Source organism: Klebsiella sp. 2-CIP_Kleb., assembly GCF_050378715.1.
Classification (GTDB): Bacteria; Pseudomonadota; Gammaproteobacteria; order Enterobacterales; family Enterobacteriaceae; genus Klebsiella; species Klebsiella quasipneumoniae.
The window spans coordinates 21,785-42,593 of sequence record NZ_JBNRLG010000009.1; the positions used below are offsets into that span (position 1 = coordinate 21,785).

22 protein-coding genes are annotated in these 20,809 nt (G+C 56.9%); 14 read left to right on the forward strand and 8 right to left on the reverse strand.

The window, feature by feature from the left end:
• Positions 1–176 precede the first annotated feature (176 nt).
• From fdhE to fdnG, 4 genes are read right to left on the reverse strand one after another with little or no spacing between them, the layout of a single operon-like run.
• Complete coding sequence (gene fdhE / locus ACQUTP_RS22980) at positions 177–1,106, reverse strand: formate dehydrogenase accessory protein FdhE (RefSeq protein ID WP_004203631.1); 930 nt, start codon at positions 1,104–1,106, stop codon at positions 177–179.
• Positions 1,103–1,738 (reverse strand): formate dehydrogenase cytochrome b556 subunit, encoded by a 636-nt coding sequence (gene fdoI / locus ACQUTP_RS22985; protein WP_004203632.1) that lies wholly within the window; start codon positions 1,736–1,738, stop codon positions 1,103–1,105. The genes fdhE and fdoI overlap by 4 nt, the downstream gene beginning before the upstream one ends.
• Positions 1,735–2,637: a formate dehydrogenase subunit beta gene (gene fdxH, locus ACQUTP_RS22990; RefSeq protein ID WP_100098557.1), complete on the reverse strand. Its 903-nt coding sequence runs from the start codon at positions 2,635–2,637 to the stop codon at positions 1,735–1,737. The genes fdoI and fdxH overlap by 4 nt, the downstream gene beginning before the upstream one ends.
• A 12-nt stretch (positions 2,638–2,649) precedes the next feature.
• On the reverse strand, positions 2,650–5,700 hold the full coding sequence (fdnG, locus tag ACQUTP_RS22995; protein ID WP_085956538.1) for a formate dehydrogenase-N subunit alpha: 3,051 nt from the start codon (positions 5,698–5,700) through the stop codon (positions 2,650–2,652).
• A 156-nt stretch (positions 5,701–5,856) separates the two neighbouring features.
• Between fdnG and fdhD the strand changes: the two genes are divergently transcribed.
• From fdhD to ACQUTP_RS23040, 9 genes are all read left to right on the forward strand, one after another.
• The gene (gene fdhD, locus ACQUTP_RS23000) at positions 5,857–6,693 is read left to right on the forward strand and encodes a formate dehydrogenase accessory sulfurtransferase FdhD (RefSeq protein ID WP_017899836.1); all 837 of its coding nucleotides are present in this window, start codon (positions 5,857–5,859) and stop codon (positions 6,691–6,693) included.
• Positions 6,694–6,821: 128 nt separating this feature from the next.
• The gene (locus ACQUTP_RS23005; protein ID WP_004203637.1) at positions 6,822–7,034 is read left to right on the forward strand and encodes a YdgH/BhsA/McbA-like domain containing protein; all 213 of its coding nucleotides are present in this window, start codon (positions 6,822–6,824) and stop codon (positions 7,032–7,034) included.
• Between the two features lie 389 nt (positions 7,035–7,423).
• The gene (locus ACQUTP_RS23010) at positions 7,424–8,404 is read left to right on the forward strand and encodes a 6-phosphofructokinase (RefSeq protein ID WP_004203638.1); all 981 of its coding nucleotides are present in this window, start codon (positions 7,424–7,426) and stop codon (positions 8,402–8,404) included.
• An 11-nt stretch (positions 8,405–8,415) separates the two neighbouring features.
• Entirely contained in the window at positions 8,416–8,730 is a 315-nt protein-coding gene (locus tag ACQUTP_RS23015) for a PTS sugar transporter subunit IIB (protein ID WP_004203640.1), read from the forward strand.
• The gene (locus ACQUTP_RS23020; RefSeq protein WP_004203642.1) at positions 8,723–10,090 is read left to right on the forward strand and encodes a PTS sugar transporter subunit IIC; all 1,368 of its coding nucleotides are present in this window, start codon (positions 8,723–8,725) and stop codon (positions 10,088–10,090) included. The genes ACQUTP_RS23015 and ACQUTP_RS23020 overlap by 8 nt, the downstream gene beginning before the upstream one ends.
• Positions 10,077–10,919 (forward strand): class II fructose-bisphosphate aldolase, encoded by an 843-nt coding sequence (locus ACQUTP_RS23025; RefSeq protein ID WP_025999201.1) that lies wholly within the window; start codon positions 10,077–10,079, stop codon positions 10,917–10,919. The genes ACQUTP_RS23020 and ACQUTP_RS23025 overlap by 14 nt, the downstream gene beginning before the upstream one ends.
• Before the next feature lie 59 nt (positions 10,920–10,978).
• Positions 10,979–11,248 carry a hypothetical protein gene (locus tag ACQUTP_RS23030; protein ID WP_017899833.1) on the forward strand — a complete coding sequence of 90 codons (270 nt, stop codon included), beginning with the start codon at positions 10,979–10,981 and terminating at the stop codon, positions 11,246–11,248.
• A gap of 9 nt (positions 11,249–11,257) precedes the next feature.
• The gene (locus tag ACQUTP_RS23035) at positions 11,258–11,695 is read left to right on the forward strand and encodes a PTS sugar transporter subunit IIA (RefSeq protein ID WP_004203645.1); all 438 of its coding nucleotides are present in this window, start codon (positions 11,258–11,260) and stop codon (positions 11,693–11,695) included.
• Positions 11,692–12,285, forward strand: a complete 594-nt coding sequence (locus ACQUTP_RS23040; protein ID WP_004203646.1) for an AAA family ATPase — start codon at positions 11,692–11,694, stop codon at positions 12,283–12,285. Before ACQUTP_RS23035 ends, ACQUTP_RS23040 begins: the two co-directional genes overlap by 4 nt.
• Here the strand turns inward: ACQUTP_RS23040 and ACQUTP_RS23045 are convergent.
• On the reverse strand, positions 12,282–12,605 hold the full coding sequence (locus ACQUTP_RS23045; RefSeq protein ID WP_043521891.1) for an AzlD domain-containing protein: 324 nt from the start codon (positions 12,603–12,605) through the stop codon (positions 12,282–12,284). The two genes, ACQUTP_RS23040 and ACQUTP_RS23045, sit on opposite strands and share 4 nt — an antisense overlap.
• Positions 12,605–13,264 (reverse strand): AzlC family ABC transporter permease, encoded by a 660-nt coding sequence (locus ACQUTP_RS23050; protein ID WP_032431168.1) that lies wholly within the window; start codon positions 13,262–13,264, stop codon positions 12,605–12,607. The genes ACQUTP_RS23045 and ACQUTP_RS23050 overlap by 1 nt, the downstream gene beginning before the upstream one ends.
• A 99-nt stretch (positions 13,265–13,363) precedes the next feature.
• On the opposite strand from ACQUTP_RS23050, the gene ACQUTP_RS23055 reads away from it, so the two are divergent.
• The 5 genes from ACQUTP_RS23055 (at position 13,364) to ACQUTP_RS23075 (ending at position 19,188) form a co-directional block, all read left to right on the forward strand.
• Positions 13,364–13,912: a helix-turn-helix domain-containing protein gene (locus ACQUTP_RS23055; RefSeq protein WP_002882865.1), complete on the forward strand. Its 549-nt coding sequence runs from the start codon at positions 13,364–13,366 to the stop codon at positions 13,910–13,912.
• A 90-nt stretch (positions 13,913–14,002) separates the two neighbouring features.
• Positions 14,003–14,998, forward strand: coding sequence for a substrate-binding domain-containing protein (locus tag ACQUTP_RS23060; RefSeq protein WP_004203649.1), 996 nt, complete (start codon positions 14,003–14,005; stop codon positions 14,996–14,998).
• Positions 14,999–15,112: 114 nt separating this feature from the next.
• On the forward strand, positions 15,113–17,236 hold the full coding sequence (locus tag ACQUTP_RS23065) for an alpha-galactosidase (RefSeq protein WP_285755414.1): 2,124 nt from the start codon (positions 15,113–15,115) through the stop codon (positions 17,234–17,236).
• A 41-nt stretch (positions 17,237–17,277) separates the two neighbouring features.
• Positions 17,278–18,543, forward strand: coding sequence for an MFS transporter (locus ACQUTP_RS23070; protein WP_032455458.1), 1,266 nt, complete (start codon positions 17,278–17,280; stop codon positions 18,541–18,543).
• Between the two features lie 51 nt (positions 18,544–18,594).
• Positions 18,595–19,188, forward strand: a complete 594-nt coding sequence (locus tag ACQUTP_RS23075; protein WP_017899831.1) for a maltose acetyltransferase domain-containing protein — start codon at positions 18,595–18,597, stop codon at positions 19,186–19,188.
• A 122-nt stretch (positions 19,189–19,310) separates the two neighbouring features.
• Here the strand turns inward: ACQUTP_RS23075 and rhaM are convergent, their stop codons facing one another.
• A complete protein-coding gene (rhaM, locus tag ACQUTP_RS23080) occupies positions 19,311–19,625 on the reverse strand; it encodes an L-rhamnose mutarotase (protein ID WP_017899830.1) in 315 nt (104 codons plus the stop codon).
• Positions 19,622–20,770 carry a lactaldehyde reductase gene (fucO, locus tag ACQUTP_RS23085; protein ID WP_017899829.1) on the reverse strand — a complete coding sequence of 383 codons (1,149 nt, stop codon included), beginning with the start codon at positions 20,768–20,770 and terminating at the stop codon, positions 19,622–19,624. Before fucO ends, rhaM begins: the two co-directional genes overlap by 4 nt.
• Positions 20,771–20,809: the final 39 nt, after the last annotated feature.

Here is a 20,809-nt window from a genome sequence, read left to right on the forward strand (position 1 = left end):
AGGTGTAATTTGCTCGTTATCCGGTGCGCCGTAATACCTTGTCCTTCTGAACAGCACCCTAAAAGTTGAACAATATCTGGAGAAGCAGAAACGGGCTAAGGAGAGCATTTCCGGCGTGTTCACACCGTATGAATGATAACGAGCGACCTGAGTCGCCCGTTATAGGAGCGCAGAACTTATTCCCCTTCGCCGGGGAACATGAACGGGTTAATTGAGCTTCTGGCGAAGCCTTCCTGCTCCATGCGGGCGTCAAGCACCAGGGATGCCAAATCGTCGGCGACGGCTTCGACTTTCGGATCCTTCTCCTGATACATAATCTTCAGGTAAGTTCCGCAGTCGCCACAGCTTTCGGCTTTCACCGCAGCCTGCTCGTTGTCCAGCGACCAGTAGTGCAGATCGCGGCTCTGTTCGCAGTTGCTACATTTGACGCGTACCACGTGCCACTCGGTTTCGCACAGATTGCAGTGCAGATAGCGCAGCCCCTGGGTGGTGCCGATCTGCACGATGCTGGAGACCGGCATCGAGCCGCACACCGGGCAGAACTGGCGCTGTTCGCCGTATTCAGCGCGCGCTTTCCCCGGAATCAGGCTGGCCATCTGCGCCCAGTAGAGCGACAGCGCGGCCCAGATGAACGGCGCTTTATCGCTGCTGACCGAGGCGAAGTCGGAAGCAAACAGCGCGCTGGCCATCTGCTCCAGCTCCTGCTCAGAGGCTTTTTCCAGATTCTCAATGACCGCCAGCGCTGGGCCGCTCATCTCCGGCTTCAGCTCGGCAATCAGCGAGTGCAGCAGCTTGTGCCAGTGTTTGTCGCGCGGCAGGACGTGGATATCCAGCGGCGGCTTGCCCTGTTCGCTGGCCGCTTTAATACGGGCGGTGAGATCCATCTGCAGCGGATGGTCGTACAGCACCACTTCCTGGGCATGGGCGATCAGCGCGGCAAAGCGCAGGTAATCGCCCAGCGGGTTATTGGCGGCCAGCTCGCGCAGACGTTCAGCGCGGCGGTTATACAGATTTTTCAGCCTGGGGAACAGTAGCGGCGGAATTGCTTCCGCCGTGCGTTTCTCGCTCGAACCCAGCTCGTCTTGCGGGATTATGCGAATACTCATTCAGATGACTTTTCCTGTTTCTGGCGGACCTCTCGGTACCAGCGCGGGTGATGTTTCTTCGCCCACGTACTGGTGACCCAGCCTTCCACCATCGCGGTAATGGTGCCTTTCACCCAGAGGGCGGCGTAGATATGCACCATGATAACCACAATTAACGCCACTGCGGCAAATGAATGCAGCATCAGCGCAAATCGGATCACCGGGATTGAGAAAGCCGGCGCAAAATACGGACGCCAGATGATCACACCGCTCACCAGCAGCAGTACCAGGAAGATAATCGCCGCCCAGAATACGCATTTCTGGCCGAAATTATAGCGTCCGGTATCGCCCACCTCCTCGTTGACGACGATCTTACGAATATTCTTCGCCCAAAAGATATCATCCCGATTGATTAGGTTGTGGTGCCAGTAACGGAAAAACATGATGATGAACGACGCGAACATCACCACCCCGACGAACGGGTGGAGAATTCGCGCCAGCTGCGGCGTGCCGAGGATATGCATCAGCCAGTTAAAGGACGGGAAGAAAAAGCCTAACCCGCTTACCGCCGCCAGGATGAAGCAGAAGGCGGTGACCCAGTGGTTGATGCGTTCCGGCGCCGTGTAGCGCACGATGGTGTCACGTCTTTTCATTTGCGCACCTCGTCTTTCTCTTCATGCAGGTTGTCCTCTTCCTCTTCCGCGTGGTTCGGACCGACGCCGACGTAGTGGAAGATACTGGCTGCGAAGGTCGCGGCGAAGCCGACGGCCGCCAGCGGTTTCCAGATGCCTTTCCAGAACTTGACGGTCTGGCTGATCTCCGGGTTTTCCGGCAGGCCGTGGTACAGATTCGGCTTATCGGCATGGTGCAGCACGTACATGACGTGGGTACCGCCGACGCCGGCCGGATCGTACAGGCCCGCATTGTCGTAACCGCGGGTTTTCAGTTCAGCTACGCGCTCGCCGGCCAGCGTTTTCATATCCTCTTTGGAGCCAAAGTGGATGGCGCCGGTCGGGCAGGTTTTCACGCAGGCCGGTTCCTGGCCGACGGTGACGCGGTCTACGCACAGGGTACATTTGTAGACGCGGTTGTCTTCCGGGTTCAGACGCGGTACATCGAAAGGACAGCCGGCGATACAGTAACCGCAGCCGATGCACTGCTCGGACTGGAAATCGACGATGCCGTTGGCGTACTGAATGATCGCGCCTTCTGACGGGCAGGCCTTCAGGCAGCCCGGGTCAGCGCAATGCATGCAGCCATCCTTGCGGATGAGCCATTCAAGCTTGTCGTTTTGCTCCACTTCCGAGAAGCGCATCACCGTCCATGACTTGGCGGTCAGGTCCGCCGGGTTGTCATACACCCCAACGTTGTGACCGACTTCATCACGAATATCGTTCCATTCGGAGCAGGCCACCTGACAGGCTTTGCAGCCGATACAGGTGGTGACGTCGATAAGCTTCGCCACCTCCTGCTGGTGGTCCCGCGCCTGAGGCGCGGGGGTGAAACCGTTAGTCGCGGAACGACGAATAATATCTTGCGATTGATAAGCCATAAGTCGTCTCCGTTACACCTTTTCCACGTTCACGAGGAAAGCTTTGAACTCCGGCGTCTGCGTGTTCGCATCACCGACGAACGGCGTCAGGGTATTGGCTATAAAGCCTTTTTTCGCCACGCCCTCATAGCCCCAGTGAATAGGAATGCCGATGGTATCGATATCCTTACCGTCAACTTTTAGCGTGCGAATACGTTTGGTCACCACCGCCTTGGCCTTGATGTAGCCGCGGTTGGAGGAGACCTTGACGGTATCGCCATGGCTGATGCCAAGCTTATTCGCCAGTTTTTCACCGATCTCCACAAACTGCTCCGGCTGCGCGATGGCGTTAAGCAGCGCGTGCTTGGTCCAGTAGTGGAAGTGTTCGGTCAGGCGGTAAGTGGTGCCGACGTACGGGAATTTCTCCGCTTTGCCCATCTGCTCGAGATCGCCTTTGAAGACGCGAGCGGCCGGGTTAGAGACCACGTTCGGGTGCAGCGGGTTAGTCCCGAGCGGCGTTTCAAACGGCTCGTAGTGTTCCGGGAACGGTCCTTCCGCCATCTTATCGATAGCGAACAGACGGCCCATCCCTTCCGGCTGCATGATAAACGGACCGACGTCGCTGCCAGGCGCAGCGGCGCTGTAGTCCGGAATATCCACGCCGCCCCATTTCGCGCCATCCCACTTCAGCAACTGACGCTTCGGATCCCACGGTTTACCCTGCGGGTCCGCGGAGGCGCGGTTATACAGGATGCGGCGGTTGAGCGGCCATGCCCATGCCCAGCCCAGCGTATTGCCGAGGCCTGACGGATCGGCGTTATCCCGGCGCGCCATCTGGTTACCTTCCGGCGTCCAGCTTCCGGCGAAGATCCAGCAGCCGCTGGAAGTCGTGCCGTCGTCGCGTAGCTGTGCGAAGGAGCTCAGCTGCTGGCCTTTCTTGACGATCACCGCGCCGGTTGCCGGGTCGGTAATATCCGCCAGCGCTTTACCGTTGCTCTCCATCGCCACTTCTTCTGACGCCGGCTCGTGTGGCGTGGAGTAGTTCCACGTCATGTTGAGCACTGGCTCTGGCGCCGGGCCACCCTCTTCGGCATACATCTTACGCAGGCGCGTAAAGATACCGGCGAGGATTTCACCATCGGTGACAGCGATCCCCGGGGCGTCCGCGCCTTTCCAGTGCCACTGCAGCCAGCGGCCGGAGTTGACGATAGACCCATTCTCTTCGGCGAAGCAGGTAGACGGCAGACGGAACACTTCGGTCTGGATTTTCGACGGGTCAACATCGTTCGACTCACCGTGGTTTTGCCAGAAGGTGGACGTTTCGGTATTGAGCGGGTCGATGGTCACGAGGAACTTCAGCTTCGACAGGGAAGCGACGACCTTGTTTTTGTTCGGGAACGAGGCGACCGGGTTAAAGCCCTGGCAAATATAGCCATTCACTTTGCCCTGATTCATCATCTCGAAGTACTGCAGAACGTCGTAGCTCTTATCCCACTTCGGCAGCCAGTCAAAGCCCCAGCTGTTTTCTGCTGTCGCTTTATCGCCGAAGAAGGCTTTCATCATGGAGACAAAGAACTTCGGATAGTTGCCCCAGTAGTTGACCTGGTCTTTCAGCAGCGGCTTCGGCGTGTTAGCCGTCAGGTAGGTCTGCAGGTCGGCCTGTTTTTCGTTCGGCAGCGACATGTAGCCTGGCAGGCTGGTGGAGAGCAGGCCGAGGTCGGTCAGACCCTGGATATTGGAGTGGCCGCGCAGGGCGTTGACGCCGCCGCCCGCCATCCCCATGTTGCCCAGCAGCAGCTGGATCATCGCCATGGTGCGGATGTTCTGCGCGCCGATGGAGTGCTGGGTCCAGCCGAGAGCGTACAGGAACGACGCGGTCTTATCCGGCGCGCTGGTTTCAGCAATGTATTCACAGACTTTGAGGAAGTCGGCCTTCGGCGTACCACAGATGTTTTCGACCACATCCGGGGTATAACGGGAAACGTGCTGCTTCAGCAGGTTCCAGACGCAGCGCGGATGCTGCAGCGTAGTATCGCGTTTGGCGAAGCCGTTTTCGTCCAGCTCATAGTTCCAGCTGGTTTTGTCGTACTGGCGTTTTTCTGCGTTATAGCCGCTGAATAGCCCGTCGTCGAAGCTGTAGTCCTCACGCACGATCAGGCTGGCGTTGGTGTAGGCTTCGGTGTATTCGCGGTTGAATTTTTCGTTATTCAGCAGATACAGGATCACGCCCGACAGGAAGGTAATGTCGGTACCGGAACGAATCGGGGTATAGAAATCAGCCACCGACGCTGTACGCGTGAAGCGCGGATCGATAACGATGAGTTTGGCACCGTTATGGATTTTGGCTTCCATCGCCCAGCGGAATCCCACCGGATGCGCTTCAGCGGCGTTACCGCCCATCACCACGATCAGGTTGGCGTTCTTAATATCCACCCAGTGGTTGGTCATCGCACCGCGACCAAATGTTGGAGCAAGACTTGCTACCGTTGGTCCGTGTCAGACACGCGCCTGGTTATCCACCGCCAGCATCCCGAGGGCGCGGGTGAATTTTTGCGTTAAATAGCCGGTTTCGTTACTGGAGGCGGAGGCGCACAGCATCCCGGTGGTCAACCAGCGGTTGACGGTGGTGCCAGCGTCGTTTTGCGCGATAAAGTTGGCGTCGCGGTCCTCTTTCATCAGCTTGGCGATGCGATCGAACGCTTCGTCCCAGCTGATTTGCTGCCATTTATCGGAGCCTGGCGCGCGATATTCCGGGAATTTCAGGCGGCTTTCAGAATGGATAAAGTCCACCAGACCAGCCCCTTTCGGACAGAGCGCACCACGGTTGACCGGATGATCCGGATCGCCTTCGATATGGAAAATGGATGCTTTGGCGTTTTTCGCGCCGTCGCCGAGGCTATACATCAACAGCCCACAGCCGACAGAACAGTATGTGCAGGTGTTACGGGTTTCGCGCGTGCGCAGCAATTTGTACTGCCGTGTCTCCGCGAGCGCAGTCGCCGGGGCAAAGCCCAGCGCTGCTGCCGTGGTTCCCGCCATACCGCCAGCGCAGATCTTAAAGAACTGCCTTCTGCTGACCTGCATGGTTCGCTCCTTGTTTCGACATTGTCACATGTAGTTATTTGCTTTGCGGTGAGAGCCGCAAAGGTTCAGAATTAGGGCATATTTCCCTCATTCCTGAAGGGATAAAAACAGAATACCACATTGTGTGTATGCCTGTTCCAATACGGTTAAAGCAAAGTGAACAAGAAGCCTCTCGAACAAATCGAAAATGTGACGAATGTCACAGGATATCGCCAGGTCTCCCTCTGGAAGCGCGAGGATCTGCAACATCCTCAGCCAGATGAGTTAGCGGAAGAGGTACCGGTCGCGCTGGTCTACAACGGTATCTCCCACGTGGTGATGATGGCCACGCCGAAAGACCTGGAGCAGTTCGCCGTCGGCTTCTCCTTATCCGAAGGGATTATTGAGCATCGGCGGGAGATTTTCGGCATGGACGTGGTGTCGGTATGCAACGGCCTTGAGGTGCAGATTGAACTCTCCAGCCGGCGTTTTATGGGGCTCAAAGCCCGGCGTCGCGCGCTGGCCGGGCGCACCGGCTGCGGGGTCTGCGGCGTCGAGCAGCTCAATGATATTGGTAAGCCGGTTCAACCGCTGCCGTTCACTCAGACGTTCGATATCGCCAATCTCGACCAGGCCCTGGCGCATCTTAACGACTTTCAACCGGTCGGCCGACTCACCGGCTGTACCCACGCGGCCGCCTGGGTCCGGTCGACGGGCGAACTGGCGGGAGGTTTTGAAGACGTCGGCCGGCATGTGGCGCTGGATAAACTGCTGGGCCGGCGGGCGGAAATCGGTGAGGGCTGGCAGCAGGGCGCCGCGCTGGTCTCCAGCCGCGCCAGCTATGAAATGGTGCAGAAAGCCGCGATGTGCGGGGTCGAGATCCTGTTCGCGGTATCAGCAGCCACCACCTTAGCGGTGGAGGTCGCCGAGCGCTGCAACCTGACGCTGGTGGGCTTTTGCAAGCCGGGCAGGGCGACGATCTACACCCACCCGCAGCGTTTGATCGCGGGTTAAAAGTTAATCAGTAAATTTGAATAATGACAGCAAATCCTTCCGCTTTTTGTTTGGTGATGTGCGGGCTACTATTTAACACATCAAGGCACAACGCCTTATCTAAACAACTAAATGAAAGGGTTTATATCATGAAAAGCATCAAAACTTTTGTCGCAGTAATCGCTATGGCCGCCTCTTTTGCTTCCTTCGCCGCTGAAACCGTCACCGCTACCGCTGCAACGATGGACGGCGCGGAAGCGAAAATCGCCGCACAGGCCCAGGCAGCAGGCGCGTCGTCATACAAAATTACCGAAGCCTTTACCGGCAACCGCGTGCATATGACTGCCGAACTGAACAAATAAGCGTAACGCTACTGTTGAAAGAGCGCCTCAGGGCGCTTTTTTTGTTTCCGTTTCGGCAAAAAACAGCCACTATTCCCCACCGCCGCGAAAAAAATGTGGCAGTACTCACGTTTCCGTTCTTTTCTTAACTCCCCATTATTACCGCCAATGAAACATCTTCACTGTTGAATATCTCGATATTTTAACGCTATGAAATATAAAGATATTAAAAAGGAAAAGCGATGAAGAACACGCTCTGCATGTGCGATCTTTGTCACAAAAATAAGCCCGCCGTTGTGACTGTCAACTATTCATGTACGTAATTTAATAAGCATTATGTGATCTCCATTGCAAATACAAGTCTTGCAGTCAGGGAAAAATGTCGTCAGGCAAATGAGCGAGGAGGCGTCATGAAAATTGGCATCGTTATTAGCGGCGGGGATGTTTCGGGAATGAATAATTTTATATTCCAGATTGCCAGGCAGGCTGATGCCGACATCACGCTGTTTAATGGCGGTATTCCTGGCCTGCTGGAGAAAAATCATCAGGATATCGCGTGGCGCGATCTGGTTGATTTCTCCATTACCGCGGTGCCGATCATTACCTCCGGACGAACCAGTCGCAAACTACAGCGCAGCGAATATGAAATGATTGCTAAAAAACTGAAATCGCTGCGTATTGACGTGCTTATTATGGCCGGGGGGGACGGCAGCCTGCAGTTTCTCAATACCCTAAGTGAATTTGATATTAATTGCTTTGGCGTGGGAATGACTATCGATAATGACGTGTATGGCAGTGATTATACGATTGGTTTTTCCACGGCCTGCGAGCAGATTATTAAAGAAGTCTCCCGTTTAAGAAATACCGGAAGAGCGCTGCCGGGGCGGGTTTTTATGGTTGAGATATTAGGAGGTTATTGTGGAGAATTAACGTTACAGTCCGCCATTAAATGCAATGCGGATATTGCCCTGATCCCGGAGGCGCAGATGCCGCTGGCCATGCTTGCGGAGCGGATTACCCGGAAGCTGAGCACGCAGAACAGCGTCGTTATCCTCTGCTCAGAAGGCTACACCAAAGAATACTCTCCCGGCTTTCAGGGAGCGATTGATACCATGATCAAACAGCTGGAACCGCAAATCGGCGTCCGAATCCGTAAAACGATTGTCGGTTATGGCCTACGCAGCGGTGACCCGACCTGTGAAGAGATTTATCAGGGCACCATTATGGCCAGTGAAGTGGTTCGCTGTATTCAGTCAGGTATGAAAAATAAAGCCATAATAATTAATTCCAGTAACAAACCTATTCCGATTGATTTAGTCAGTATGAAAAAACGTCTGGTCGATACTGAAGGACATCATTATAAACTTGCCAAGCAACTCAATATTATTTGAGGAGACCCTCCATGCTGAAAATTTTATGCGTATGTGGCTGCGGCCTCGGTTCAAGCTTTGCCATTGAAATGACGGCGAAGGCAGTTTTAAAAAAGCTGGAAATTCCCGCTCATATTGAACACACCACCGTATCCGAAGCCGGAGCCTTTAAATCGGATATGATTTTGACGCAAAAAACCTTTGCCGACATCTTAACCGCCGATGCTACTGAAGAGGAAATTAAACGCGTCGTGGTGCTCAATAAGCTTACGGATAAAGAGGAAATTGAAACCAAGATCGTCGCATTCTTAAAAGAACGTCATCTGAAGGTGGCTGATTATGAATAGCTTCGTTGCGTTTATCGTTAAGGATTTACTTGGCCAGGCATCCATTCTTATTGCTTTTATTGCCATGCTTGGCCTGATCCTGCAAAAGAAATCGCCGGGCAAAACCGCGGAAGGGACGTTTAAAACGCTGCTTGGCTTCTTAATTATGATGGCGGGGATCAACATCATTGTCGCCACGCTAACCTTTCTGAACGATATCTTCACCCAGGGATTTGGCATGAAAGGCTATATTACCGATGTGGCCGCCATCGCCGGGTTAGCGAATCGGGAATTAGGTTCGGAAGTGGCGCTGACGCTGCTGGTGATCTTTGCCGTCAATATTATTATCGCCCGTCTGACGCCGCTTAAATATATTTTCCTGACCGGCCAGGCGCTGCTGTGGATGGCGACGATCGGCGCCGTGATTGGCTATAAGTCCGGGCTCACCGGCGTACCGCTGATTTTAACCGGGGGCATCTTCGGCGGCGTGATGGCGGTGTTAATGCCGGCCCTGGCGCAGCCGGTGGTCAGGCGCATTACCGGGTCTGACGACGTAGCCCTGGGGCACTTCTGTACCATCGGTTATCTGGTGCAGGCCGCCGTCGCGAAGGTCGTCGGCAAAGGTTCCCGCTCCACGGAAGATCTCGAGCTGCCTGATAACTTTAAGTTTCTGCAGGATACCTATCTGGCCATGGCGGTGGTGATGGTGCCGATGTATCTCATCCCGGCTATCGCGGCGGGCCCGCAGTACATCGCGCAGTTCTCCGGCGGGATTAACTACCTGATGTATGCCTTTATGCAGTCCATTCAGTTTGTCGCCGGGGTTTTTGTCCTCTATAGCGGTGTGCGTTTATTGCTCAATGAGCTGGTGCCGGCCTTTCGCGGTATCGCGATGCGGATTGTTCCGGATGCGAAGCCGGCTCTCGATTGCCCGGTACTGTTTCCTTATGCGCCGAATGCGGTGATTGTCGGATTTCTGGCGACGACCGTCGGCTCGATTATCGGCATGCTGGTCTTCCCAATGTTCGGTCTGGCGATGATCCTCCCCGGGCTGTTAACCAACTTTTTCGCCGGCGGCACGGCAGGGGTATTTGGCAACGCGCTGGGCGGACGCCGCGGGGCGATGATCGGCGGGGTTATTCACGGCCTGTTTATCACGTTTCTGCCGGCCATTCTGGTGCCCATGCTGGAGAGTTACGGCTTTACGGGCGTCACCTTCAGCGACTCTGACGTCATCAGCTCGGGTCTGGTATTAGGCCACGCCTTCCAGAATAACTGGCTCTTTGTCGCCTTATTTATTGTGTTTGTCGCCGCACTGGCATGGTTTGTCAACGGGAAATCCGCTAAGCCGAAAGGGGAAAATGTTCATGAGTCTGTATAATTTCAATGAGATTTTAAAAATTGCCCAAGCGAGAAATTTTAAAGCGATTGGCTCGTTTAACTTGCACTGTATTGAGATGCTGCCGGCGTTTTTCAAAGCCGCGCAAAACAGCCACAGCCCGTTAATGATCCAAATTTCAACCGGGACCGCGGAGTACCTCGGCTATCGTTTGCTGGTCGACGCCGTGCGTTCATTAGCGGACAGTGAAAATATTCCAGCCTGTCTGCATCTTGACCACTGCTCAGATATTAAGGCCATCGAGACGGCAATGAACGCGGGCTTTTCGTCGGTGATGTACGACGGCTCACATTTAAGCCTTGAGGAAAATATCGGTAATACGCGGATTGTGGTGGAGATGGCCCGCCCGCGCAATATTACGGTAGAAGGCGAACTGGGGGCGATCGGCGGGTCTGAGGATGGAAAAGCGGTGGCGGCGGAAGATATCTGTTTTACCACCGTCGAAGACGCGAAACGCTTTGTGGAAGAGACCCAGGTCGATATGCTGGCCGTTTCGGTAGGCACCGTGCATGGCCTCTACACCGGTAAAGCGCAGATACAGCACCAACGGCTGAAACAGATTAGCGCGGCGACCGGCGTGCCGCTGGTGCTGCATGGCGGTACCGGCGTCAGCGATGAGGATATGCGGCTGGCCGTCACCGAAGGGATTAATAAAGTGAACGTCGGGACGGAAATGAACGTGCAGTGGGTTGACCGCTGTAAAACGACGTTTGAGAAAGGGAAGGTGAATGACAGCGTACGGAAATTCTTAATTCCCGCCAACCAGGCTGTCACTGATGTCTTAATGGAAAAAATGGCGTTATTTAAATAACGTTTTCTCCTTCACTCTCTATTTCATTGCCCTGTCTTCCGCCAGGGAGGGAACTTGCTATGTTTGAATCATTGAAAACGTTGTGGAAAAAAGAGCAAACCCCGCTGCAGGATTATGATCAACAGTCCCGTCAGTTGGCGGAGGAAATTGCCAGACTGGAAGGCGAACTACAGCGCCAGCCTGGCAATAGCGAGGTGCAAAAAACATTAATGCTGACTTACAACCGGGCGCTATCGATATATGCCAAAAGCACCACCCATCGGCAGGATATCGATACGCTGTTTCTGCAGATTGATAATTTACGCAATATTATTCGCCGCAATATTTAGGAATACAGAATGACCATAAAAGAACTGCTTATTGAGGCCGATGCCATTCAGGTTGGCGTTGTGGAGTCCGACTGGCAGCGGGTAATAAAGCTGGCTGCCCGCCCGCTGGAGGCAAAAGGCTTTATTTCGACGGAATATAGCCAGGCGGTGATCGACAATACCCTGAACCATGGCGCCTATTACGTCTTCGATGAAGGTATTGCTATCCCCCATGCCCGACCCGAGTGCGGCGTCAGACGCAACTGCTTTAGCCTGGTGCTGCTGGAAAAGCCGATTCCTTTTGCGGACAGTGAAAAAGCCGACATTGTCATTATGTTTGGCGCCCGGGATAGCAATGCGCATATCGAGGAGGGGATCCGCTCCATCGTCGCGCTGCTGGATAACAATGACACGATGGCCAAACTGCGGATGGCCCGCAGCCGGGAGGAGGTTGTCGCGTTACTATGAACAGACATCTGACCCCAGTCTGCAAAACGGCTATTTTAATCAACGGCATTCCGGCCTCGGGGAAGAGTACCATCACCCGTTTGCTGGCGGAGACCTTCAGCCTGCCGGTATTGACGATCGACGGCATCAAAGAGCCGTTTATGGCGCGTCTGGCCCCGGTCGACCGGCCAATGAATCGCCAGCTGGGCTGTGCGGCGTATGAAGTGATCTGGTCGATTGTCGGCGCGTCGCCTGCCAGTATGGTCTGGTTGATCGACGCCTGGTTCGGCTTTCAGCCCCGGGAGACCTTGCAAAAATTGCTGCGGCAGGCGGGCGTGGAGCAGGTGATTGAGATCTGGAACCATATCTCCCCCGAGCTGGCGGTCGCGCGCTATGCCTCGCGGCTGGCGACGCGGCCGCCGGGCCACCCCGGCGAAGAGTATCTGCCCGAGCTGGCCCAGCTGGCCGGGCGCGCGCAGCCCATGTCTTTAGGGCCCCTTTTGACGATAGACCAGCAGCGCCCGCTGGAGATAACGGCGGTTATTCACTGGCTTGAAGGCACAATTAGCGGACAACGTACCGGTTTGGCGAATTACGCCTACCCGTCCTAGGACATACCCGCCAGCCGCAGTAGCGCCGTCACCACCGCCGCGGCGATAATCACGCCGATCAGCGGCACCTTGCGCCAGGCGAGAAACACAGCGACAGCCACGCCCAGAACGCGCGCTATGCCGGCGAAATGCGCGCCTTCATAGAAAGTGGTGGCCAGGGCGACGGAAAAAAGCAGCACCGTCGCCGCATCGGAAAGCAGCGCCTGCGAGCGCTCGGAAAATGCCAGCCGATTACCAAGCTTCGCGCCGCCAAGACGCATCAGATAGGTTCCCAGCGACAGGATGGCGATACCGGCGATAAACAGCGTCATATTGCCCATTATTTTTTCCTCGACAGTAAACCAAACAACGAGAGCAGCACCGGCAGCCCGGTAGGCGCAAACGGCACGGCAGCAAGCGCCAGCGCGGCGCCGCTGACGGCGCGGATCAGCGTGGTACGGTTTTTAAAGGCCGGGATCACCAGCGCCAGCAGGATTGCCGGGAAGACCGCGTCAAGCCCGATGGTTTCCGGCGCCGGCAGCAGTTTGCCGACGGCGGCGCCGGTGAGCGTACCCAAAGGCCAGATCAGCGCTACGCCGGCGCCGCACAGCCAGTAGGCCGCTTTGCGCTGCGCGGGGGTGGGCTGCGACAAGCCAAAGACCACGCTCTCGTCGTTCATAATGTGGCACCCGATAAAGCTCAAGGCGCGCCGACCAACCAGTTCGCGCACAGTCACCCCGAAAGGGATATGGCGCGCGTTGACTAACAGGCCGGCGGCGGCGGCGGCCAGCGGGCTACCGCCGCTGGCGACAATACCGATAAACATAAATTCAGAGGCGCCCGCCAGCACGGACACCGAAAGTACGAGCGGCACCCATAAGGGAAAGCCGTAAGCCACCGCCAGCGACCCATAGGACATGCCTACCACCCCGACGGCGAGGCAAACTAAAACAATCGCTTTTATCGTGTCTCCGCTGAGACTGGAGAGAGTTTGTTTCATATCACTTAGCCATATCGAACGAATTTCCATTATAATGAACACATAATGATCGTTTTTCAAGGCGAACAAATCGTTCGATATAAAAAACAAGGGGCGGGTATGACACAGCCAATCAGCGTTATCGCCAAAAGTCTGGTGCGGGAGCGGGCGCGGACCGGGCTTTCGCTGGCGGAAGTCGCGCGTCGGGCGGGTATCGCAAAATCCACGCTATCGCAACTGGAGTCCGGCAACGGTAATCCGAGTCTGGAAACGCTGTGGTCGCTCTGCGTAGCGCTGGATATTCCATTTGCCAGGCTGCTTGAGCCGCAGGTGAACAAAACGCAGGTGATCCGCCGCGGCGAGGGGACAAAAGTGGTGGCGGAGCAGGCGAACTATCAGGCTATTTTGCTGGCCGCCTGTCCACCCGGCGCGCGTCGGGACATCTATTTGCTGCTCACCCAGCCCGGCGCCGACCGCATTTCGCATCCGCATCCGCCAGGCTCGGTGGAACATATTATCGTGACCCAGGGGCGGGCGCGGGTAGGGCTGACGTCGGCGCCGGAAGAGCTCGGCGAGGGCGACTATATCTGCTATCCGGCGGATCAGGAGCATGTGTTTCAGGCCCTGGAGCCGGATACGCAGGCCCTGCTGATCGCTGAGCAAAACTGACATCGCACCGGCGGGCGTCGCGCTCTCGCTGGACGCCATAGCCGTATTGCGGGACACTAGCCGCATTCTTCCGCGAAGACAGGCATACCTATGTCGCTGAAAGCCATTGCTAAAGAACTTGGGATCTCGGTAACGACCGTCAGCCGCGCGTTAAACGGCTATGATGATGTGTCGCAGGAGACCCGTGCTCGCGTGGAGGCTGAAGCGCAGCGTCGCGGATATCGGCCAAACACGTTCGCGCGTCGCCTGAAAATGGGCAAAATCGACGCCGTTGGCCTCGTTTTCCCCGTGCGCCCCGCGCCGCTGAATAACAACGTCTTTCTCGAAATGGTGGGAGAAATCAGCCACGAGCTGGCGCGCTATGAGATTGATTTACTGCTGATCGCCGATGATGAACAGGCCGATAAACACGGCTATATGCGCATGGTGCAGAGCCGTCGCGTCGATGCGTTGATCGTCGCGCATACCCTGGACGACGACCCGCGCCTGATTCAGCTGCTCTCTTCCGGCTTTCCTTTTCTCGCGCTGGGCCGTAGCCGCCTGCCGCAGCCCTACGCCTGGTTTGATTTCGATAACCAGGCGGGCACGTACCGCGCCACCCGCCATCTGATTAGCCAGGGGCATCGGCGCATCGCGCTGCTGAGCGAAAATAATAATCAGGCGTTTATTACCCAACGCCGCAACGGTTACCTGGAAGCGCTGCGCGAAGCGGGCCTGGCGGAAACCTGGCTGCGCAGCGTGCCGCCCACCCGCCGCGGCGGGTTTCAGGCAACGATGGAGTTGCTGCGCTTGCCTGAACCGCCAACGGCGATTGTCACCGACTGCAATACCCATGGCGACGGCGCGGCGATGGCCCTGGCTCAGCTCGGACGTCTTACCGGCGCCGATCGCGTCTCACTGGTGGTCTACGATGGTTTGCCGCAGGATAGCATTATCGACACCCCGGTGGGCGCGGTGGTTCAATCCACCCGACAGGGGGTGGGCCGCCAGATAGCCACGATGGTCCGCCGCTTAATTGCCGGCGAAGATCTGACCTCGCTTCAGGTGCTCTGGCAGCCCGAATTCATTCCCGGCGAAACCGCCTGATAATTTTCTCCACAGATTAATTTCCTGAACTCGATCACGGATCCGAAACGTTTTGGTTGGCGTCCGAAACGTTTCGGATCAACAGTAAGACATTCCTTGATATGGAGATGTCTAATGTCAGATTCGATTATACGCCTGCAAAGCGCAACGGTTGACGTGGTGATCAAAGTCCGCCCTTTCGCCGAAATTATCTACTGGGGGCCGCATTTAAGCCACTTTTCGCCGCAGGATGCCGACAGCCTGACGCGACCGGTCGCCAATGGCCGCCTCGATGTCGATTCCCCGGTCACTTTAATGGCGGAACTGGGCCATGGTCTGTTTGGCGCGCCGGGCATTGAAGGCCATCGCCAGGGGCTGGATGCCTCGCCGATTTTCGCCACCAGCAAAGTGCGGCACGAGGGCCAGACGCTAACCCTGGTCAGCGAAGACCCGCATGCCGGCCTGCGTTTGTACAGCGAGATCGCATTGGATGCCAGCGGTGTGTTGAGCGTGCGCCATGGCGTGACCAATCTGCGCGTCAGCCCATGGCAGGTGGATCGCCTGGCGGTCACGCTGCCGGTCGCCGAACGCGCTCGTGAGGTAATGGCTTTCCATGGCCGCTGGATCCGCGAGTTTCAGCCTCACCGCCTGACCCTGGAGCACGACAGCTTTGTGCTGGAGAACCGCCGCGGGCGCACCTCTCACGAACATTTCCCGGCCCTGATCACCGGCAGCCACGCCTTTAGCGAGATGCAGGGTGAAGTCTGGGGCGTGCATCTGGCCTGGAGCGGTAATCATCGCCTGCGGGCGGAGGTGAAAACCGATGGCCGCCGCTATCTGCAGGCCGAGGCGCTCTATCTGCCGGGCGAAATGGCGCTGGCAGAAGGGGAAACCTTGTGGACGCCTTACCTGTATGCCAGCTACTCGGCGAACGGGCTGAACGGCATGAGCCAGCAGTTCCATCGTTATCTGCGCGAACGGATTATTCGCTTCCCGGGCAACAAGCCGCGCCCGGTGCATCTCAACACCTGGGAGGGGATCTATTTCGACCACGATCCGGACTACATCATGCGCATGGCGGATGAAGCGGCGGCCCTGGGCGTGGAGCGTTTTATCATTGACGACGGCTGGTTTAAAGGACGCAACGACGACTGGGCGGCGCTCGGCGACTGGTATCTCGATGAGAAAAAATACCCCCACGGCCTGACGCCGGTTATCAACCACGTGAAATCGCTGGGGATGGAGTTCGGTATCTGGGTGGAGCCTGAGATGATTAACCCGGATTCCGATCTGTATCGGGCACACCCTGATTGGGTGCTGGCGCTTCCGGGCTATACGCCGCTTCCCGGGCGTCATCAGTTTGTCCTGAACCTGAATATTCCGGAAGCCTTTGATTATCTGCTGGAGCGGATGAGCTGGCTGCTGGGCGAACATGCGGTGGACTACGTGAAATGGGATATGAACCGCGAGCTGGTGCAGCCGGGCCATAACGGCAAAGCCGCCGCCGATGCGCAGACTCGCCAGTTCTACCGCCTGCTGGATACGCTGGTGGCCCGCTTCCCGCATATTGAATTTGAATCCTGCTCCTCCGGCGGCGGTCGTATCGATTATGAAGTCCTCAAGCGCAGCCATCGCTTCTGGGCTTCTGACAACAATGACGCCCTTGAGCGCAACACCATCCAGCGCGGCATGAGCTACTTCTTCCCGCCGGAGGTGATGGGCGCGCATATCGGTAATCGCCACTGTCATGCCACCTTCCGCCAGCACAGTATCGCCTTCCGCGGCCTGACGGCGCTGTTCGGTCATATGGGGCTTGAGCTGGATCCAGTGAGCGCCGATGAAGAAGAGCGCGCCGGGTATAGGAAATACGCGGCTCTGCATAAGCAGTGGCGCGACGTGATCCATCACGGCGTGCAGTGGCGGATGGATATGCCGGACGCCACCACCCTTGCTCATGGCGTCGTCAGCCCGGATAAAGCGCAGGCGATTTTCCTCGTCAGCCAGCTGGCGATGCCGGACTACACCCTGATGGCGCCGCTGCGCCTGGCGGGGCTGGAGGCGAGCGCCCGCTATCAGGTGACGCTCCTCGATCATCCGAACATTCAGATCACCGGCGAGGGCGGCCACACCATGCGGAAGCTGCCGGCATGGATGACGACGCCGCAGACGGTGAGCGGTGAGTGGCTACAGCAGGCGGGGCTGGCGCTGCCCATCCTCGACCCGGAAAGCGCCATTCTGATTGGCCTGCAACGCGTGTGATGGTATCGGGCCGCGTCGCGGCCCTTCTTGAGGAAAATATAATGAACCCGACCGTCTGTACCCACAAAAACAACCCCAACTTCTGGATTTTCGGGCTGTTCTTCTTTCTCTACTTCTTCATCATGGCCACCTGCTTTCCGTTTCTGCCGATCTGGCTGTCGGATGTTATCGGCCTGAATAAAACTGAAACCGGCCTCGTTTTCTCCAGCCTGTCGCTGTTCGCCATCTGTTTCCAGCCGGTTCTCGGGGTGATCTCAGACAAGCTGGGGCTGAAAAAACATCTGATGTGGATCGTGACCGTTCTGCTGGTGCTGATTGCTCCCTTCTTCCTCTATGTTTTCGCGCCGCTGCTGAAAACCAACATCTGGCTCGGGGCGCTGAGCGGCGGCGCCTATATCGGCTTTGTATTCTCCGCAGGCGCCGGCGCGATGGAGGCCTATATCGAACGGGTAAGCCGCAACAGCGGGTTTGAATACGGCAAGGCGCGCACCTTTGGTTGTCTGGGATGGGCGCTGTGCGCCACCACCGCCGGCATGCTGTTCAGCATTAATCCCGAATGGGTGTTCTGGATGGGGTCGGCCGCCGCGCTGCTGCTGGTGGTGCTGGTGGCTATCGCCAAACCGCAGGCCAGTCAGTCCGCGCAGGTAATAGACTCGCTCGGCGCCAATCGCCCGGCGATCGATTTAAAAACGGCGGTGCGCATGTTCCGTCAGCGGAAGATGTGGATGTTTATTCTGTATGTTATCGGCGTAGCCTGCGTGTATGACGTTTTCGATCAGCAGTTCGCCACCTTCTTCAAATCGTTCTTTGCGACCCCGGAAGCAGGCACCCGTGCCTTTGGTTTCGCCACCACCGCGGGAGAAATATGTAACGCCATCATTATGTTCAGCTCGCCGTGGATTATTAACCGCATCGGAGCGAAGAATACCCTGCTGATCGCCGGGATGGTGATGGCGGCCAGAATGATTGGCTCTTCCTTCGCCACCACCGCCGCGGAAGTGGTGGCGCTGAAGATGCTCCATGCGCTGGAAGTGCCGTTCCTGCTGGTGGGCGCCTTTAAATACATCACCGGCGTGTTTGATGTCCGGCTGTCGGCGACCATTTATCTGGTGGGCTTCCAGTTCGCCAAGCAGGTGGCGGCGATCTTCCTCTCCGCCTTCGCCGGCAATATGTATGATCGGATCGGCTTCCAGGAGACCTATATGATCCTCGGCGGAATAGCCCTGACGGTCACCTTAATATCCGCGTTTACGTTAGCGGGCAAGGCGAAAAGTGAGCCGCTGCGCGATAATGCGATGACCGTTTAATTATCAACATTCCGTGGCACAGGGTGGTGCCTGACAGAGAAGGAAGATGTCATGATGGATATGAAAAAACGTATGAACAGCGGTGAGCTTTACCTGGATGCAGGATATGGCTTGCCGGAGCAGCGGCTGATGGGTAAAGCGCGGGCCTATGAATATAATCATTCGCATCCGTTTAATCAGGAATTGCGCAACGATATTATTCAGCGCATGTTCGCGAAAGTCGGCGAACAATGCTGGATAGAGCCGCCGATCAATATTGCCTATGGGATCCATACGACGATTGGTGATAATTTTTATGCCAATTTTAACCTCACGCTGGTCGACGATGCGGACATTATCATCGGCAATAACGTCATGTTTGCGCCAAATGTCACTATCTCCACCGCCGGGCATCCCATCCACCCCGCGCTGCGCCATACGCATCAACAGTTTTCATTACCGGTAGTGATTGAAGATGGGGTCTGGTTAGGCACGGGGGTGATTATTAATCCCGGGGTAACGATTGGCCAGAATTCAGTCATAGGCGCGGGCAGTGTGGTAAATCGCTCTATACCGGCGAATGTGGTTGCCGCTGGCGTACCTTGCCGGGTATTAAGAGAAATTACCGATGCGGATAAAGACAAATACGCACTTTTCCCCGGATGATGGACGAGAGAAACAGGGGAGCGTAAAGGATCGTGTCCCCTGTTTTGCATTATCGCCGTTGAACCGGCCTCCAGCCCGCATGGGGGGAGGCCGGGGAAAGTACTCTCCGGCGTCGCGGGGTTTCACGCCAGATAAAACACTTCTTTGAGCTCCGCGCTCAGCGGGCTGTTGTCCGGGTTGCTGGGCATCACCTCGCGCATGTATTTCCACCAGCGCTGGCACACTTCCGTGCTGGCGACCGCCTCCCAGCGGGCTTCCGACTCAATCTCCACCGTGGCGAACAGCAGGTTGCGCTCTTTATCGAGATAAATGGCGTAGTGGTGCGCGCCGTGCGTTTTCAGCACCGCCTCCAGCTCCGGCCAGATGGGGTTGTGGCGACGTGCATACTCCTCGTGCGCGTCAGGGTTCACCTGCATCACAAAGGCTTTGCGGATCATAATGCCTCCAGATAGAGCTCGCGTACCTCATCGCGGCTGGCGGGGCGCGGGTTACACGGCGCGCACGGGTCGGCCAGCGCTTTGTCCAGCCAGCCTTCGATATCGGCTTTGCTGACGCCAAGCTGGCTGAAGCCCTGGGGGATCCCTACGCGTTTGCTCAGCGCGCGAATGGCGTTGATGGCCTCCATGCTGGCGGCTTCATCGCTCATGCCGTGGGTATCGACACCCATCGCCTGCGCCACGCGGGCGAAGCGCGCCACCGCGTTCGGGCGGTTAAAGTTTTCGATGATCGGCAGCAGGATGGCGTTGCACACTCCGTGTGGCAGGTTGTGGGTGGCGCCAGGCTGATGGGCCAGGGCGTGTACCAGCCCGAGGCCGGCGCTGTTGAACGCCATGCCCGCCAGATACTGGCCAAAGGCCATCTGTTCGCGGGCCTGCAGATCGTGTCCCTCCTCTACCGCTTTTGGCAGCCACAGGTTGATCAGGCGGATGGCCTCGAGGGCGTTGGCGTCGGTGAGGGGATGGGCGCCAACGGAGACAAAGGCCTCGATGGCGTGGGTCAGGGCGTCCATGCCGGTGGCGGCGGTAACGGCTGGTGGGATGTCGAGCATCACGCTGGCGTCGTCGACGGCGATATCCGGGATCAGGTTCGGGTCGATAATCACCTCTTTTACCTGACGCTCGCTATCGATAATCACGGCGTTGCTGGTCATCTCCGCCGCCGTGCCGGCGGTGGTGTTGATGGCCACCAGCGGCACGCCAGCGTTTTTCACTTTGCCGACGCCGGAGTAGGCTGTGGAGGGGCCAGGGTTGGCGGTGAGGATTTTTATCGCCTTGGCGGTATCAATCGGGCTGCCGCCGCCGAAGGCGATCAGGTAATCGCAGCGGGCCGCCTGGTACGCCGCATAGCCTTGCTGCACCAGCGCTTCGGTGGGATTAGGGTACACGCCGTCAAACAGCTGATAAGCCATCTGCTGTTCATCCAGCGCGGAAAACAGACTGTCCAGCAGGCCCAGCTTCACCAGTTGACCGTCGGTGACGATCAGCGCCTTGCCCCACTGTTTGCCCGCTACCAGCTTGACCATATCACCGATAGCGCCTGCGCCGTGGAGGCTGATTTTAGGTAGTGCCAACATAAAACTCATGATAATTCTCCTTAATGTTGATTTTGGGAAATCCGTTTC